The sequence below is a fragment of the Streptomyces sp. NBC_00448 genome, from assembly GCF_036014115.1.
Lineage (GTDB): Bacteria > Actinomycetota > Actinomycetes > Streptomycetales > Streptomycetaceae > Actinacidiphila.
In genome coordinates this window covers 1,111,813-1,128,410 of sequence record NZ_CP107913.1, presented here as the reverse complement: position 1 = coordinate 1,128,410, position 16,598 = coordinate 1,111,813, and the positions used below count along the sequence as shown (strand labels likewise).

The window sequence follows — 16,598 nt, the reverse complement described above, 5'->3', positions numbered from 1 at the left end:
GCTGGTCGCAGTCACCGTCATGGCCATGACCGCGACTCTCTTCGGCGGGACCGGGCCCGCGCACGCCGCCGACGCCGCCCTGCTGTCGCAGGGTAAGCCCGCCACCGCGTCCTCGATCGAGAACGCCGGCACCCCGGCGTCCGCGGCGGTGGACGGTGACACCGGCACCCGCTGGTCCAGCGCGGCCGCCGACCCGCAGTGGCTCCAGGTCGACCTGGGCGCCAACGCGAGCGTCAGCAAGGTCGTCCTGACCTGGGAGACGGCCTACGCCACCGCCTTCCAGATCCAGGTCTCCGACGACGGCTCCACCTGGACCCCGGCCTACTCCACCACCACCGGCGCCGGGGGCACGCAGACGCTGGCCGTAAACGCTTCCGGCCGCTATGTCCGGCTGTACGGCACCAAGCGGGCCACCGGATACGGCTACTCGCTCTGGGAGTTCCAGGTCTACGGCACTCTCACCGGGGGCACGAGCGCGACCTGCGGCTCGGCGAACTCCGCGCTCGACCAGCCCGCTACCGCCTCCTCCACGGAGAACGCCGGCACCCCGGCGTCCGCGGCGGTGGACGGCGACGCCGGCACCCGCTGGTCCAGCGCGGCGGCCGACCCGCAGTGGCTCCAGATCGACCTCGGCGCGAGCGTGCCGATCTGCGAAGTGGTGCTCCAGTGGGAGGCGGCCTACGCCACGGCCTTCCAGATCCAGGTCTCCGACAACGCTTCCACCTGGAGCCCGGTCTACTCCACCACCACCGGCACCGGCGGTACCCAGACGCTCGACGTGACCGGCACCGGCCGCTACATCCGGATGTACGGCACCGCCCGCGCGACCGGATACGGCTACTCGCTGTGGGAGTTCCAGGTCCGCACCGGCGGCAGCGGCGACGGCGGCGGCACCCCGACCGGCGACTGCGGCACCACCGACGCCGCCCTCGGCCACCCGGCCACCGCCTCCTCCGTGCAGGACGACGACCCCGGCTACTCGCCCAACTACGCCGTGGACGGCAGCACCGTGACCCGCTGGGCGAGCGCCTACGCCGACCCGCAGTGGTTCGAGGTGGACCTCGGCGCGAGCCTGCCGATCTGCCAGGTGGTGCTCCAGTGGGAGAACGCCTACGCCACCGGCTTCCAGATCCAGGTCTCCGACGACGGCTCCACCTGGAGCCCGGTCTACTCCACCACCACCGGCACCGGCGGCAAGCAGACCCTCGACGTGACCGGCACCGGCCGCTACATCCGGATGTACGGCACCACGCGCGCGACCGGATACGGCTACGCACTGTGGGAGTTCCAGGTCCACACCGTCGGCGACGTGACCGGCACCGTGCCGCCCCCGCCGAGCCGGCCCGCGCCCGGAGACTGCCCGTGGGTGAACTCCACCGCGCCGGCCGCCACCCGCGTCGCCCAGCTCATGGGCCAGATGTCGCTGGACGAGAAGGTCGCCATGCTGCACGGCACCGACTCGCCCGACTACATCGGCAAGATCATCGGCAACCCGTCGCTGTGCGTCCCCGACGTCAACTTCGAGGACGGCCCGGCCGGTGTCGGCGACGGCCTCGGCGGGGTCACGCAGATGCCCTCGGGGCTGGTGTCGGCCGCGACCTTCGACACCGCCTACGAGCAGGACTACGGCACCGCGGTCGGCCAGGAGTTCGCCGCCAAGGGCGTGAACGTGGCGCTCGGCCCGACCGTCAACATGGTGCGCGACCCGCGCTGGGGCCGCGCGTTCGAGACGTTCGGCGAGGACCCCTACCTGTCCGGGCAGATGGGCGCCGCGGACGTCCAGGGCATCCAGGGCCAGGGCGTGATGGCGGAGGTCAAGCACGCGGCCGCGTACAACATCGAGCAGCCGGCCGGCACCATCGACGTGGACGCGCGCACGCTCCAGGAGATCTACCTGCCCGCGTTCCAGACCGCCATCGAGCAGGGCGGCGCGGCCTCGGTGATGTGCGCGTACAGCAACGTGAACAACGTGCCCTCCTGCCAGAACCCCGACATCCTCAACAAGCCGCTCTACCAGCAGGCCGGCTTCACCGGGTTCGTCACCTCCGACTGGGGCGCGATCCACTCCACCGTCGACTCCGCGAACGCGGGGCTGACCGTGGAGATGCCCGGCGGCTACTACTACGCCGACTACCTGATCCAGGCCGTGCAGGACGGCCAGGTCAGCCAGGCCACCGTGGACACGATGGTCTCCCGGGTGCTCACCCAGATGTTCCGGTTCGGCATGTTCGACAAGGCGCCGTCCGGTTCCAAGACCGCGATCGTCACCACCCCGGCACACGCGCAGGTCGCGCTGAAGGGCGACGAGGAGGGCACGGTGCTGCTGAAGAACAACGGCATCCTGCCGCTGAGCACGTCGAGTACCAAGTCCGTCGCCGTGATCGGCCAGGACGCCGGACCCGGCGCCCAGACCATCGGCGGCGGCAGCGGCACCGTCACCAGCGCGGGCACCTACACCCCGATCATCGGCATCCAGGACCGGTTGCAGGGCACCGGCACCTCGGTGACCTACAACGACGGCACCGACCAGAACTCCGCCGCCGCGCTCGCCAAGTCCTCCGACGTGGCGATCGTCTTCGCCAGTGACAACTACGGCCACGAGGAGGCGGACAACACCTCGCTCAACCTCCCGAACGACCAGGACGCGCTGATCTCCGCGGTGGCGGCGGCCAACCCGCACACCATCGTGGTGCTCAACGACAACGCGGCGATCCTCATGCCGTGGCTGGACCAGGTGGCGGGCGTCTTCGAGGGCTTCTACGACGGGCAGGAGTGGGGCGAGGCGATCGCCGCGCTGCTCTTCGGCGACGCCAACCCCTCCGGACACCTGCCGGTGACCTTCCCGACCTCGCCCGCCCAGGTCCCGGCGAACACCACCGCGCAGTGGCCGGGCACCGACGGCAAGGTCGAGTACTCCGAGGGCCTGGACATCGGCTACCGGTGGTACGACGCGAAGAACGTCGCACCGCTCTTCCCGTTCGGGTACGGCCTGTCGTACACGGACTTCGCCTTCAGCGACCTGCACGTGGGGGCGATCTCCGGCAGCCGGGCCACGGTCACCGCGACCGTCACCAACACCGGGAGCAGGGCCGGCGCGGAGGTCGCGCAGCTGTACGTCGGCGATCCCGGCGCGGCGGGGGAGCCACCGCACCAGTTGAAGGGCTTCCAGCGGATCTCGCTGGACCCGGGCGCCTCCGGGACGGTGACCTTCACCGTCGGCACCCGTGACCTCGCCTCATGGGACACCGGCTCCGGCACCTGGACGGCCGCCGCGGGGAACTACCAGATCCTCGTCGGGGACTCGTCCCGGAACCTGCCGCTGACCGGCACGCTGTTGCTGCCCTCGACGGTCACCGCCACCGGCTGACGGCGGCCGCCGGTGCCGTGGCCCGCCGCGCGCGGGTCACGGCACCACCGGCGCGCGGGCCGCGGTCAGGACTCCTCCTCGCCGGGCCACAGCTCGTCGGCCCGCAGGGCGAGGTCCTGGAGTATGTCCGCGGACGTCACGTCGGTGCGGCCCGCGTCGTGGATGTCCGCGAGTTGGAGGAAGATCAGCGAGAACGCCCCGGTCAGGCGCTCGATCACCGGGCTGAGCTGGATGCTCAGCGCCTCGCCGATCTCGCTCGGGGTGGCGTCGGCGGGGAACTCGATGGTCGGCATGGTCTCGTTGAGCAGCGCGCGTACGTTGTCGCCCGAGATGTCCTGCCGGTCGGGGTCCTCCTCCAGCAGCACCTGCATCTGCCGGGCCTCGGTGAGGATGCCGATGATCCGCCGTACGAAATCGCTGTCCCTCATGCCGGGAGCGTACGCCGTCGGTACACGTGTGTACCGGGCGGACGCGGACGGTTCGGAGGGTGTCGGGGTGTCGGGGCGTCAGTGGATGTCGGGCGGGCCCGGGTGCGCGAGGTCGTCCGGCAGCGGCTGGGCCGGACGGTACTCCGCGGGCGCCGAGCCGTCGGCCAGCGCGGCGGGCGCGTCGGCCAGGCCGAACCGGTCGCGGACCCGGCCGAGGAAGTCGGGGTCGGCCAGTCGGGCCAGCCGCGCCCGCCGCGGCGCCGCGTACACCGACACCCAGTCACCGGGGTCGAGTACCCCGCACAGCCGTCCGTCCACGCTGACCGCGACCCGCCCCGACCGCTCCAGCACCCGCACCGCCACCCGCTCCTCGCGCGCGGACAGCACCAGGCTGCGGTCGAAGACCATGTGCGGGGCCACCGGAGTGAACACCAGCGCGTCCAGGTGCGGCGAGACGATCGGCCCGCCCGCGGCGAAGCTGTACGCGGTGGACCCGGTGGAGGAGGCCACCACGAACGCGTCCGCCGAGTAGAAGCCGAGCAGCCGCCCCGACACGTAGATCGCGACGCTCGCCTGGCGGTCCCTGGCCAGCTTCTCGAAGACCACGTCGTTCAGCCCCAGCACGTCCAGGCGCACGCCCCACCCGGTGTGCCCGGGATCGGCGTCGCGCGGGGTCGGTGGCGGCAGCAGGGGGCCGCGGCCGTACCGCAGCAGGGCCCGCATCCCGGTCGGGATCTCCAGCGGGCGGGAGGCGCGCATGGTGAGCATCAGCCGTTCGTCGACGTGCCCGGTGCCGGCGTGCACCGCGTCCAGCGCCGCCTCCAGGTCCGGCACGCGCACCTCGGTGAGGAACCCCACCCGGCCCACGTCGATCCCGAGCACCAGGGCGTCCACCGCCGCGGCCACCCGCACCCCGCGCAGCAGGGTGCCGTCGCCGCCGACGGTCACCACCAGGTCCGGTAGCCCGGCCTGTTCCGCCTCCTCCAGCGCGGTCAGCCGCCCCATGCCGCCGTCCTTCTCGTCGCCGTCGGCGGCAGGGGTGTTCCACACGTCGATCTCCGCGCACGGGACGCCGCGTGCCCGGGCCCATGCCTTGACGCGTGCCGCGGCCGCCACGGCGGCCTCCTTGCCGCCGTGCACCACCAGCCCGATCCGCTCGATCACCCCCTCACCGTAGGGGCGGTCCGGGTCCGGGGCCCGGTCGGCGCGTGGTCCGGCCCGGGGCGCGGCGGCGCCGGGTCCGCCGTGTGGGGGACGCCGGTCACCCACACGGCCGTTCCATGACGGCGCTGCGGTACGTCTTGCCCGGCCACTGGACGGTCTCGCGCCGGGCGAAGCCCCACGCCGTGTACAGCTCGACCAGGTGCGCCGCGGGTTCCGCGGTGTCCACGCCGAGGTGGGAGGCGCCCGCGTCGCCGGCCCACCGGCGGCCCACCGCCCACAGCCGGGAGGCGAGCCCCTGGCCGCGGTCCGCGGGATCGACCGCCATCTGGTTGAGCCAGGCCCGGCCCGGAGCCGCCGCGGTGGGGCTCAGCCGGCGCAGCGTCTCGTGCGGCGGCAGCGTCATCGTCAGGCTCGCCGCGATCCGGGAGCCGTCCACCAGCAGCCACGAGGCGCCCGTCCCGGCCCGCTTCAGCGTGGTCCGCTCCGTCTGGTCCACCGCGGTGAAGTTCAGCCCGCGCCCGCCCAGTTCCGCGTAGGCGCGGTGCAGCATCGCGGTCAGGGCGGGGGCATCGGCGGGTTCGAACGGGCGCAGCCGGTACATGCGCCCCACCGTAGGGGCGGTGGTGCCGGCCGGGACAGGCAGGGGCGCGAGCCGGGGCGCGATGGGGTGCGATGGGGCGTTCGTCCGGGTTGGCCCGTTAGGGTCGTGGGCAGGCGGCCTTGCGGGGGAGCCGCGCAGGATGGATCGGACACAGGGCCACGCGCAAGGGCGGGCCCGGGTGATGAGAGGGAAGCGCGTGGGGCTCGTGCGGTGCGGAAACGGCAGGGCGCGGTGGCTGCGCCGGGGCCGCAACCTGCTGCTCGCAGCCGTACTGATCGCGGTCGCCAGCGCCGCCGGGATCTGGCTGGCGGTGCGGCTCACCCCCATGCAGTCGGTCTCCGCGGCCGGCCAGAACGTGCAGGTCGGCGCCGCCCAGCCGGGTCTGAGCCGGTCCGGCCCCGGCGAGCTGGACCTGTTCGGCGAGGCGATCCCGACCCAGCCGCGCTTCGACGGGCCGATCCGCCCCAAGCTCAAGCTCGCCCACATCACCCTCGACTCGCAGGTGAACCAGGCGTTCCACGCCGACGGCGACAACGCGCTGGTGCCGATGCTCAGCCGGCAGCTCGCGGCGGGCTGGAAGCGCTACTGCATCTGGGAGACCCTCGTCGCGGCCGGCTGCGCGGGCGTGATCACCATCGCCATCGCGGGCGCCGGCCGCACCTCGCACCGCACCATGCTGACGATGCTCGCCGCGACCCTGGTGACGGTGAGCGCGGCGAACGCCGCCGGGGTGTACCTGCTCGCCTCCGGCACCCCCCGCGCGCTGCGCCAGGTGCACACGCTCGACGACCTGGTCGGCCGGACCCGTGCGGAGCCGGTGCCCGCCGCCAAGGGCCCCGCGCTGCCGGGCATCCACGCGGTGGTGATCGGCGACTCGACCGCCGCGGGCATCGGCAACCCGCTGGTGGAGCATCCCACCGCGCTGGACCGCACCTGCGGCCGCAGCTCCGACGCCTACGCGGCCGACCTCGCCGCCGCCAACGGCTGGAAGGTGCTCAACCTCGCCTGCCAGGGCGCCACCGTGTCCGACGGCATCCTCGGGGTGCAAGTGCGCGGCGGCAAGGTGGTGCCGCCGCAGCTCGCGGTCGCCCAGCGTGCGACCGGCGCGTCGACCGTGATCGTCAGCATCGGCGCCAACGACATGAACTGGGGGCTGCTGACCGGGCTCTGCGCGGCGGCGCCGGTCTGCGACGACGACGCGTCCACCGCGTACTTCAAGGAGGAGCTGGCCGGCTTCACCCAGGACTACCTGGACCTGCTCGAACAACTCGCCGCGCTGCCGCACCATCCGGCGGTGCTGGTCAACGAGTACTACGACCCGTTCGGGCCGGACACCGGCTGCCTGAAGAAGGACGGCATCACCCGGGAGAAGGCCGACGTCCTCGGCTCCCGGCTGTCGGACCTCAACGCGGTGCTGGAGAGCGGCGCCGCCACCTTCCACTTCGCCGTCGCCCGGCCGGGCTTCGAGGGGCACGAACTGTGCAGCAAGCAGCCGTTCGTGCAGGACGCCACCGGCAAGGCGCCGCTGCACCCGACCGCGGCCGGGGAACTCGCCATCGCGCTCGCCGACCAGCAGGCGCTCGGCACGATCGAGGCCGACCGCGCCGCCCACCCCGACCGCACGGCCCAGCCCGGCCCGACACCGACCGGCGGCGGCACGCCGGGCACCAACGGTTCGCCGGGGGCCGGGCCAGCCGCGACGGCTGCCGGCGGAGTGGCCGGTGCGGGCGCCCCCGCGAACACGCCCGCGAACACGCCCACGACCGCCCCCGCCCGGGAGCCCTGACCTCCGCTTCCCGCCCCGGCCCCTGACGGTGTCGCAGCCGATGCCGCAGCGATACCGCAGCCATGCCGCGGCGGCGCCGTGCCGGTGCCGTACCGCCGCCATGCCGCCGCCGCACCCGCGCCGCAGTGGTGTCCTGCCGCGGGCTCCGGCATGTGGCCAAGATCACCCACATCACCCAATGTGACGGCGTCCGGGGACGGTTGCGGGTCGGCGGCCAATGCCGCGCCGACCGTCTTCGCCCGCGCCCCCGGGAATCGCGCCGACCTCTCCCGACGCCCGCGCCCCGGCGCCGTACGCACCCCTGCACCGCGGCGGGCGACTTGGCGACCCGCGCCTCGCCAGGTACGCTCCGTGACCGCGCGCATCGAGCAGAGATGTCCGGTCGGTATCGGTAGCCGGACGTTTTGGTGTCCGATGTAGTGTCGGGCGAGTCGCCCGGCTTGTCGCCGGATCGTTCGGGAAGAGAGATCGACCGCATGCTGCTGGCGTATTCGCCGAGCCTGCCGAGCCCGTCACCGCGCGGGCGAAGGCCGGGACCTGTACCGACCCGTCACCGCCGGGGCGGTGCCGAGGCACGTCGGCGGGCCGCGGCCGTACCGGGAGGCGCCCGATGACCGCCACCACCACCGGCTCGGCCGACACCGCGCAGACCCCGGACACCGAGGACCGGCCCGTCGGCCTGCGGCGGTTCCCGCTGCTGCCCGCCCGGATGCGCCCGCGCAACCGGCCCCGGCTGCTGCTGGAACTCGCCTTCACCGTCGCCCTGTACCTGGCCTACAGCCGCACCCGCCGCTACGTCCCGCGGGAGAAGAGCGAGGCACTGCACCGCGCCCGCGAGGTCCTGCACTTCGAGCGGCTGCTGCACGTCGACTTCGAGCTGAGCCTCAACCACGCCGTCGACAAGATCAACTGGCTGACGGTCGGCATGAACTACTACTACGCGACGCTGCACTTCGCGATCACCCCGGCGGTGCTGATCTGGCTCTACGCCCGCCGCCCGCAGTACTACCGGGCGGCCCGCACCGCGCTGTACACCGCGACCTGCCTGGCACTGGTCGGCTTCACGCTCTTCGCGCTCGCCCCGCCGCGCTTCCTGCGCTCCGAGGGGTTCATCGACACCATCGTCAGCCACCACACCCACGGCTCCTGGGACTCCGGGCACGTCTCCACGGTGTCCAACCAGTACGCCGCGATGCCGTCGGTGCACATCGTCTGGTCGGCGTGGTGCGGGCTGACGCTGTTCTTCCTGGCCCGCTGGACCTGGCTGCGGGTGCTCGGCGTGTGCTACCCGCTGGCCACCTTCGTGGTCATCATCTCCACCGCCAACCACTTCTTCGCTGACGCGGTGGCCGGCGCGGCCACCCTCGCCATCGGCTTCCTCCTCCAGCGGCTGCTCTTCGGCCGCCGGGCCTACCCGAAGCTGCGCCGGTCCGCCGGGGACGGCAAGGGCGGGGGAGGGGAGGGCGATCAGGCGTCCGACCCGTCGGCGCGCGACGCCTCCGACGAGCCGTCGGCCACCGCGGCCGCGGTCGAGGGCGCCCCCAGGTGGGGGAAGCGGAACTCGGTCCGGCTGACGTAGACCTCGCCGGGCCGCAGCACCGTCGCCGGGTACTGCGGCCGGTTCGGCGAGTCCGGGAAGTGCTGGGTCTCCAGGCACACCGCGCCGTGCCGCGGGTACGGCCGGCCGGCCGGGCCGGTCAGCGAGCCGTCCAGCGCGTTGCCGGTGTAGACCTGGATGCCCGGCTCGGTGGTCCACACCTCCATGCGCCGCCCGCTGCCCGGGTCGTCGAGCCGGGCGGCCCGGCGCGGTGCCCCTCCCGGCTCCGGTGCGGCCAGCGTCCAGCAGTGGTCGTAGCCGCCGGCGTCGGCGAGTTGCCGGTCCCGGTCGCCGATCCGCTCGCCGATCGTCCGGGCCCGGCCGAAGTCGAAGGCGGTGCCCGCGGTGGGCGCGACCGGGCCGAGCGGCACCGCCTCGGCCGTGACCGGCAGGTAGCCGTCGGAGTCCAGCCGCAAGGTGTGGCCGAGGATGTCGCCGCGTCCGGCGCCCGCCAGGTTGAAGTAGGCGTGGTTGGTGAGGTTCACGTGCGTGGCCCGGTCGGCGCGGGCGCGGTAGTCGACGCTCAGCGTGCCCGCGGCGGTGAGCCGGTAGACCACCTCGACGTCGAGCGCGCCGGGGAAGCCCATGTCGCCGTCCGGGCTGTGCAGGGTCAGCCGCAGCGCGGCGGTGTCCGGGCCGTTGTCCGCGGCGGGGGCGGCCTGCCAGACCCGGCGGTGGAAGCCGTCCGGGCCGCCGTGCAGGGCGTGCCCGCGGTCGTTGGGCGGGATCAGGTGGGCCTGGCCGTCGAGGGTGAACCGGCCGTACGCGATCCGGTTGGCGTACCGGCCGACGACCGCCCCGAGGTAGGGCTGGTCGGCGAGGTAGTCGGCGAGCGCGGGCAGGCCGAGCACGACGTCCTCGGTGCGCCCGGCCGGGTCCGGCACGTGCAGGCCGCGCAAGGTGGCGCCGTGGTCGAGGACTTCGGCGCGCACCCCGGTGCCCGAGTCCAGCGTCCAGCACGCGACGGCGGCGCCGCCCGGTGCGGTGCCGAACGGCGAGCGGCGCAGGGAGACGGCGGGCGCGGGGGACTGAGAGGGCATGGTCATCCTGGGACGAGGGCCGGTGGGAGGGCGTGCCGCGACGGTCGCCGCCCGGCCACGGGGAGGGATACGGGCGCGGGCGCGGCGGCGGTCGGTCGGCGGGTGAGGGGCGCGGCGACGGGGCCGGGGCGGGGGCCGGGGCGGGCCTCGGCCGATCCGCACGCGCGGCCCGGCGTCAGCTTCTTCGCACCGCCGTGGACTCCCTGACCAGCAGCCGGTAGCCGGGCAGGATGCGGCGCGGCTGGGGCGGTTCGGCGCCGCCGGCGACCGCGATCCGCTCCACCAGGCAGTCCACCGCGAGTTGGGCCAGCGCGGCCTTGTCCGGGGCGACGGTGGTCAGCGAGACCATGCCGTAGCGGCTCTCCTCGATGTCGTCGAAGCCCACCACGGCGATGTCCTCCGGCACCCGCAGGCCCCGCTCGACCAAGGTGCGCATCGCGCCCAGGGCGATCAGGTCGTTGTAGGCGAACACCGCGTCGGGCCGGTCCTCGCGGTCCAGCAGCGCGGCCATCGCGGCGGCGCCGTCGGCGCGGTCGTAGCCCTCGGTGGCGGCGACCATCGACTCGTCGGGGACCAGCCCGGCGGCGGTGATCGCCTCCCGCCAGCCGCGCAGCCGCAGGTGGGCCGGCTGGCGCGCGCTCTCCCGGCGGGCGCCGAGGAAGGCGATCCGGCGCCGCCCGATGTCCAGCAGATGCCGTACCGCGGTCCGCGCCGCACCCACGTTGTCGATCATGATGTGGTCGTACGGGGCGTCGTACTCGCGCTCGCCGAGCAGCACCATCGGCGGGCCCTCGGGGCGGGTCAGCAGGTCCTCGCTCTCCAGCCGGATCGGGCTGAGGATCAGCCCGTCGATGACGTGCGAGCGGAACCCCTGCGAGACCAGCACCTCCTTCTCGCGCAGCCCCGCGGTGTGGTCGAGCAGCACCGTCAGCTCGTGCCGGGCCGCCGCGTCGATCACCGCGCCGGCCACCTCCGCGAAGTAGGGGTTGCCGAGCTCGGGCACGGCCAGCGTGATGATGCCGGTACGGCCCTTGCGCAGGTGGCGTGCCGTCAGGTTGGGCCGGTAGCCGAGTTCGTCGATCGCCTGCTGGACCCGCCGGCGCGTGCTCGGCGTGACGTGGGGGTAGTCGTTCACCACGTTGGAGACGGTCTTCACGGACACGCCGGCGCGCAGCGCGACATCCTTGAGGCTGACGCCCACGGAAATCCTCTCTCGGTCGGACCGGTTGCGTCGCGGTCCGGCTCAGGTCTGCGGCCCCCCGGCCCGCGGTGGTGCTGTTGCCTGGTACGGCGGTCACTCCAGCTGCTGGGTACGGCTCAGCAGCGTCTGTAGCAGTACCACGACGGCCAGGAAGCCGCCGTTGACGGTGTCGGTGAACGCCGATCCGTACTGCGAGAAATAGTGGTCGATCAGATTGTGGATCACCGCGAGCAGCAGCACACCGCTGACCGTGCCGCCGATCGAACCGGCACCACCGGTGAGCAGGGTGCCGCCGATCACCACCGCGGCGATCGCGGTCAGTTCGTAGCCGACGCCGATGGTGGTCACGCCCGAGCCGAGCCGGGCACCGCCGAGCGCGCCCGCGCCCGCCGCCAGGGTGCCGGACAGCAGGTACACCAGCACCTTCGCCCGGGCCACCGGCAGGCCCATCAGCCGCGCCGCGTGCTCGTTGCCGCCCAGCGCGGTCAGCGTGGCGCCGAACCGGGTCCGGGTCAGCAGCAGCGCGCCGAGCGCGAAGAGCGCCGCGACGATCAGCACGGGGGTCCAGGTGCCGGCGCCCAGGTTCCGGAACCAGGAGTGGGCCGGCACCAGGTACGTGGTGGCGCCCTCGCTGGTGACGGCCTGCAACAGCCCGCGCAGGCCCAGCAGTCCGACCAGCGTCACGATGAACGGCGCCATCCGCGCGTACGCGATCAGCAGGCCCTGCACGGTGCCCCAGGCCGCGCCGACCGCCAGCGGCAGCACGATCGCCAGCCAGGTGCCGTGCCGCGAGCCGTACGCGCCGAGCACGCCGCCGAGCGCGAACATCGAGCCCACCGACAGGTCGATGCCGCCGGTGATGATGACGAAGGTCATCCCGAGCGCGAGCAGCCACACGAAGGCGTTGCTGCCGAGGATGCTGCTGATGTTGTTCCAGGTCGGGAAGGTCGAGGAGGTCGCCGAGGCGATGGCGACGACGAGGACCAGGACGGCCAGCGCGCCGTGCCGCTGCACCTGGGAGGCGATCCGCTCGCGGACCGAGATCCGCGCGGCCTGCCCGTCGGACGCGGCACCCGGCGATATCGGGGCCGGCTGGAGGGCGGTGGAAGTCATCGGGTCCCTCGCTCCTGGGAGGCGTACACCGCGAAGCAGATGATGGCGGCCTCGACGATCTGAGTGTAGGAGGTGTGCACGTTGTGCTGGGTCAGTACGGCGGTGATGAGCTGCATGAACAGCGCACCGGCGACGGTGCCCAGCACCCGCACCCGGCCGCCGGACAGCGGGGTGCCGCCGACCACGACCGCGGTGATGGCGTCCAGTTCCATGTTCAGGCCCTGGTTGGCCGGGTCGGCCTCCGCGCCGTGGCCGACGATCAGCACGCCGGCGAGCGCGGCGAGCACGCCCGACAGCACGTAGACGGTGATCAGCACCCGGCGGACCGGCAGGCCGGACAGCCGGCTCGCCTGCCGGTTGTCGCCGATCGCGACGAGTTGCCGGCCGAAGGTGGTGCGGCGCACCAGCAGCCCGGTCAGCAGCGCGCAGACGCCGGCGATCCAGGCCATCTCGGGGACGCCGCCGAGGGTGTGCGAGCCGAGGCCGAGCAGGCCGGACTGGGTGATCGGCTTGGCCGAGTTGCCGTTGACGATCTCGGCGAGGCCGCGCACGCCGATCATCAGCGACAGCGTCGCCACGATCGGCTGGACCCGGGCGAAGGCGACCATCGCGCCGCCGACCGCGCCGGTGGCCGCGCCCAGCACCAGCGCCACCGCGAGCGCGGCGAACAGGCCGTACCCGGCGTAGAGCGGCACCACCGACGCGGCGAGCGCGATCGTGGCGCCCACCGACAGGTCGATGCCCTCGGTGCCGATCACCAGGGACATGCCCAGCGCGACCAGCAGCGTCGGAGCGACCTGGTAGAGCTGGACGCGGATGTTGCCCGTCGACAGGAACGACCCGTCCAGGCCGACCGCGACCACGAACAGGATGACCAGCGCGGCGTACACGCCGTACTCCTGGAGCAGGCGCAGCAGCCGGCCGCGGTCCAGGGCCGCGCCCGGCCAGGTGAGGGAGGTCATGGCTGCTTCTCCTTGGCGGGGCGCTCCCGGGGGTGTTCGGGCGCGGCGGGGTCGTCGGGATCAGCGGGGTCTGAGGCTGCGGCGGAGGCGTCGGGTTGAGCGGAGGCGTCGGGTTGGGCGGGCTCGGCCTGCTCCACCGGCTCGGCGGGTGCGGCGGGTTCGGGCGAATCCGGTTCCGCCGGTGCCGCCGACTCGGGCGACTCCGGTGCCGTGGCGAGCGCGTCCAGCAGGCCGGCCTCGCTGACGTCGTCGCCGGCGAGGTGGCCGACGACGTGGCCGTCCTTGAGGATGACCACCCGGTCGGAGCCCTCGATCAGCTCTTCGAGGTCGGAGGAGATCAGCAGCACCCCCAGCCCGTCGCGGGCGAGTTCGTCGACCAGGCCCTGCACCTCCGCCTTGGCGCCGACGTCGATGCCGCGGGTCGGCTCGTCCAGCAGCAGCACCTTGGGGTTGAGGCACAGCCAGCGGGCCAGCAGCACCTTCTGCTGGTTGCCGCCGGACAGGTCGCCGACCTTCTGGTCGGGGCCGGACGCCTTGATCCGCAGCCGCTTCATGAAGAACGTGACGATCTCGTCCTGCTTGGCCTGCGAGACCAGCCCGGCCCGCGACAGCCGGGGCAGCGCGGCCAGCGAGATGTTCTCCCGGACCGACAGGTTCGGGATCACCCCCTCCGCCTTGCGGTCCTCCGGCAGCATCACCACGCCCGCGCGGATCGCGGCGGCCGGGCTGCGGCGGTGCATCGCCCTGCCCTCCACCTCGACCGAGCCCTGCTCGGTGGCGAGCGCCCCGATGATCGCCTTCGCGGTCTCGCTGCGTCCGGCTCCCAACAGGCCGCCCAGCCCGACGACTTCGCCCGGGTGCACGTCGAGCGAGACGCCGTGCAGGCGATGGCGGGCGGTCAAGTCAGTGGCACGAAGGGCGGGTTGGCCGTCATGGCGCTCGTGCCCTTCGGAGTCGAAGGCGGTGCTGCCCTTCTCCCGGACCGCGGACATCTCCCGGCCGAGCATCAGCGACACCAGCTTGAGGCGCTCGAGGCCGGCGATCTGCCCGGTGTGCACCACCCTGCCGTCACGCATGACGGTGACCCGGTCGCACACGGCGTACAGCTCGTCGAGCCGGTGGCTGACGTACACCACCGCGATGCCCTGCTCCTTCAGGCCGCGGATCACCGAGAAGAGGGTCTCGACCTCCTTCGGCTCCAGTGACGAGGTCGGCTCGTCCATGATCACCACGCGGGCGTCGACCTGCACCGCCCGGGCCAGCGCGACCATCTGCTGGGCGCCGAGGCCCAGGGTGCGCAGCGGCCGGGTGACGTCCACCCGGACGCCGAACCGGCCCAGGACGTCGCCTGCTTCGCGGTTCATCCGGCGGTTGTCGACCAGGCCGAAGCGGCGCGGCTCGCGGCCGAGGAACAGGTTGCGGGCCACCGACATCAGCGGGACCAGGTTGACCTCCTGGTAGATGGTGGAGATCCCGGCCGCCTGCGCCTCCAGCGGGTTGCGGAAGTCCCGTGCCTCGCCGCCGAGTCGTACGGTGCCGGCGTCGGGGCGGTGCACGCCGGTCATCACCTTGATCAGGGTGGACTTGCCCGCGCCGTTCTCGCCGATGAGGGCGTGCACTTCGGCGGGCCGCAGCGTGAAGTCCACCTCGCGCAGGGCGTGGACGCCCGCGAAGCTCTTGTCGACCCCCGCCACCTCCAGGATGGCGTCGCTGCGGGGGTCCGGGTCCGGCTGGACCAACGTCTTCCTCCTCTCGCGGAGTCGTGCGCGGTGCTGCGGGGGGAGCGGTGCACGGCGGGGCCGGGTCGCGGGGAGGATGGACCCGGCCCCGCCGTGCGCCGCGCGGGCGTCAGTACACCAGGCCCTGGGAGAGCGCCTGCTTGGCGTTGGCCGAGGTGAAGTGCCCGTCCTTGATGATGACGTCGGCGGGCACCCCCGTGGTCCCGTAGAAGTTCTCCAGCGACTGGATCGCCAGCGGGCCGAACCGCGGGTTGGTCTCGATGTCGGCCACCAGCGCGCCGGACGCCACGTCCTGGACCGCCTGCTGGGTGCCGTCGATGGAGACGACCTTGATGTCCTTGCCCGGGGTCTTTCCGGCCGACTTGATCGCCTGGAGCGCGCCGAGCGCCATCTCGTCGTTCTCGGCGTAGACCGCGTTGATGTCCGAGTGGGCCTGGAGCAACTGCTCCATCACCTTCTGGCCGTCGGTCTGGGTGAAGTTGGCGGTCTGCGAGGCGACCACCTTGATGTTCGGGTACTTCTTCTTGATCTCGTCGTTGAAGCCCTTGGTGCGGTCGGTCGAGACGTTGTTGCCCGGAGTGCCGGTGAGGACCGCGACGTGGGCGGTGCCGTTGGTCGCGGTGCCGAGGTCGTCGGCGGCGATCTGGGCCTGCCCGTAGAAGTCCGAGCCGATGAAGGCGATGAAGTCGCCGCAGGCGGTGCCGGTGACGGTCCGGTCGATGGTGAGCACCGGGATCTTCTTCGACTTGGCCTGCGCCAGCGCGGGGCCGAGCCCGTCGGAGTTCTCCGGCGCCACGATCAGCACCTTCGCGCCCTGCGCGATCATGTCCTCGATCTGCGAGTTCTGCGCGTTGACGTCCGCGTTGGCGTTGCGCTCGATCAGCTTGACGCCCTTGGCCTTCGCCTCGTTCTCGATGCTCTTGGTCTCGGTGGCGCGGAACGGGTTGCTGGTCGACTCCGACTGGGAGAAGCCGACGATGGTCTTCCCGTCGGTGATGTCCAGCTTCGGGACCCCGCCGCCGTAGGTCTGGTAGGTGCAGGCCGGGCCGCTCGCGCTGGCCGTGGGGGAGTCGGTCTGCTGGGCGGCGGCGGAGTTGTCCGCGGACGCCGACTTGTCGGAACCGGCGGAATCGTTGCCGGAGTTGGTGCAGGCGCTCGCGGCCAGGCACAGGCCGGCGGTGAGTACCGCGGCGGCGGTCCTGGCCCGGAGGGAGACGTTCATGCGCCGATCACATCCTCGTCGATGCGGGAAGAAATGGGGGGTGCAAAGCGCAGCGGTGCTGCACGGACGGGGCGAGCACGGGACGCCGGACAGCGCGTCCTTTACAACGATGTAGAGGACCTTGGGGGATTGACGACCACGTGTCAAGAGTCCCGTACAACTCAGTCAGGACCCGGGTTTCTTTGCCGCGTGGACTGGACACGATCCCGCTGTCGTGCTGTCATTTCCCTGCCCGGCTTTACATCGTTGTACGCCCCGGTGCGCCGCCGATGTGTGATCCACTGACGGGCGCCGGCGGTGGTGCCTCCGCCGCCGGCGCTCCCCCCTCCCGTCCCGACCGTTCCTCGCCGCGCTTCCCGCACTCCTCGCGCGGTCGCC

At 73.0% G+C, this 16,598-nt stretch carries 12 protein-coding genes; 3 read left to right on the top strand and 9 right to left on the bottom strand.

Going from position 1 to position 16,598, the window contains the following annotated elements:
- Positions 1-25 precede the first annotated feature (25 nt).
- Positions 26-3,367: a discoidin domain-containing protein gene (locus OG370_RS04790; protein WP_328460922.1), complete on the top strand. Its 3,342-nt coding sequence runs from the start codon at positions 26-28 to the stop codon at positions 3,365-3,367.
- Positions 3,368-3,432: 65 nt separating this feature from the next.
- Here OG370_RS04790 and OG370_RS04785 read toward each other — a convergent pair whose 3' ends face one another.
- The 3 genes from OG370_RS04785 to OG370_RS04775 form a co-directional block, all read right to left on the bottom strand.
- Positions 3,433-3,795: a hypothetical protein gene (locus OG370_RS04785; RefSeq protein WP_328460920.1), complete on the bottom strand. Its 363-nt coding sequence runs from the start codon at positions 3,793-3,795 to the stop codon at positions 3,433-3,435.
- Positions 3,796-3,873: 78 nt separating this feature from the next.
- Complete coding sequence (locus OG370_RS04780) at positions 3,874-4,956, bottom strand: NAD(+)/NADH kinase (protein ID WP_328473792.1); 1,083 nt, start codon at positions 4,954-4,956, stop codon at positions 3,874-3,876.
- A 100-nt stretch (positions 4,957-5,056) separates the two neighbouring features.
- Complete coding sequence (locus tag OG370_RS04775; RefSeq protein WP_328460918.1) at positions 5,057-5,560, bottom strand: GNAT family N-acetyltransferase; 504 nt, start codon at positions 5,558-5,560, stop codon at positions 5,057-5,059.
- Between the two features lie 196 nt (positions 5,561-5,756).
- Here OG370_RS04775 and OG370_RS04770 point away from each other — a divergent pair, with 196 nt between their 5' ends.
- Both OG370_RS04770 and OG370_RS04765 read left to right on the top strand, forming a co-directional pair.
- Complete coding sequence (locus OG370_RS04770; RefSeq protein ID WP_328460916.1) at positions 5,757-7,346, top strand: GDSL-type esterase/lipase family protein; 1,590 nt, start codon at positions 5,757-5,759, stop codon at positions 7,344-7,346.
- Between the two features lie 610 nt (positions 7,347-7,956).
- The gene (locus OG370_RS04765) at positions 7,957-8,925 is read left to right on the top strand and encodes a phosphatase PAP2 family protein (RefSeq protein WP_328460914.1); all 969 of its coding nucleotides are present in this window, start codon (positions 7,957-7,959) and stop codon (positions 8,923-8,925) included.
- On the opposite strand, the gene OG370_RS04760 is transcribed toward OG370_RS04765, so the two are convergent.
- The 6 genes from OG370_RS04760 to OG370_RS04735 all read right to left on the bottom strand — a co-directional run bounded on the left by OG370_RS04760 (position 8,814) and on the right by OG370_RS04735 (position 16,220).
- Complete coding sequence (locus OG370_RS04760) at positions 8,814-9,983, bottom strand: aldose epimerase family protein (RefSeq protein ID WP_328460912.1); 1,170 nt, start codon at positions 9,981-9,983, stop codon at positions 8,814-8,816. The genes OG370_RS04765 and OG370_RS04760 overlap by 112 nt on opposite strands.
- Positions 9,984-10,158: 175 nt before the next feature.
- A complete protein-coding gene (locus OG370_RS04755) occupies positions 10,159-11,184 on the bottom strand; it encodes a LacI family DNA-binding transcriptional regulator (RefSeq protein WP_328460910.1) in 1,026 nt (341 codons plus the stop codon).
- A 93-nt stretch (positions 11,185-11,277) separates the two neighbouring features.
- On the bottom strand, positions 11,278-12,297 hold the full coding sequence (locus tag OG370_RS04750; protein ID WP_328460908.1) for an ABC transporter permease: 1,020 nt from the start codon (positions 12,295-12,297) through the stop codon (positions 11,278-11,280).
- Entirely contained in the window at positions 12,294-13,259 is a 966-nt protein-coding gene (locus tag OG370_RS04745; RefSeq protein ID WP_328460906.1) for an ABC transporter permease, read from the bottom strand. Before OG370_RS04745 ends, OG370_RS04750 begins: the two co-directional genes overlap by 4 nt.
- Positions 13,256-14,998 (bottom strand): sugar ABC transporter ATP-binding protein, encoded by a 1,743-nt coding sequence (locus tag OG370_RS04740; protein ID WP_328460904.1) that lies wholly within the window; start codon positions 14,996-14,998, stop codon positions 13,256-13,258. The genes OG370_RS04745 and OG370_RS04740 overlap by 4 nt, the downstream gene beginning before the upstream one ends.
- A 109-nt stretch (positions 14,999-15,107) precedes the next feature.
- Positions 15,108-16,220, bottom strand: coding sequence for an ABC transporter substrate-binding protein (locus OG370_RS04735; protein WP_328460902.1), 1,113 nt, complete (start codon positions 16,218-16,220; stop codon positions 15,108-15,110).
- Positions 16,221-16,598 lie beyond the last annotated feature (378 nt).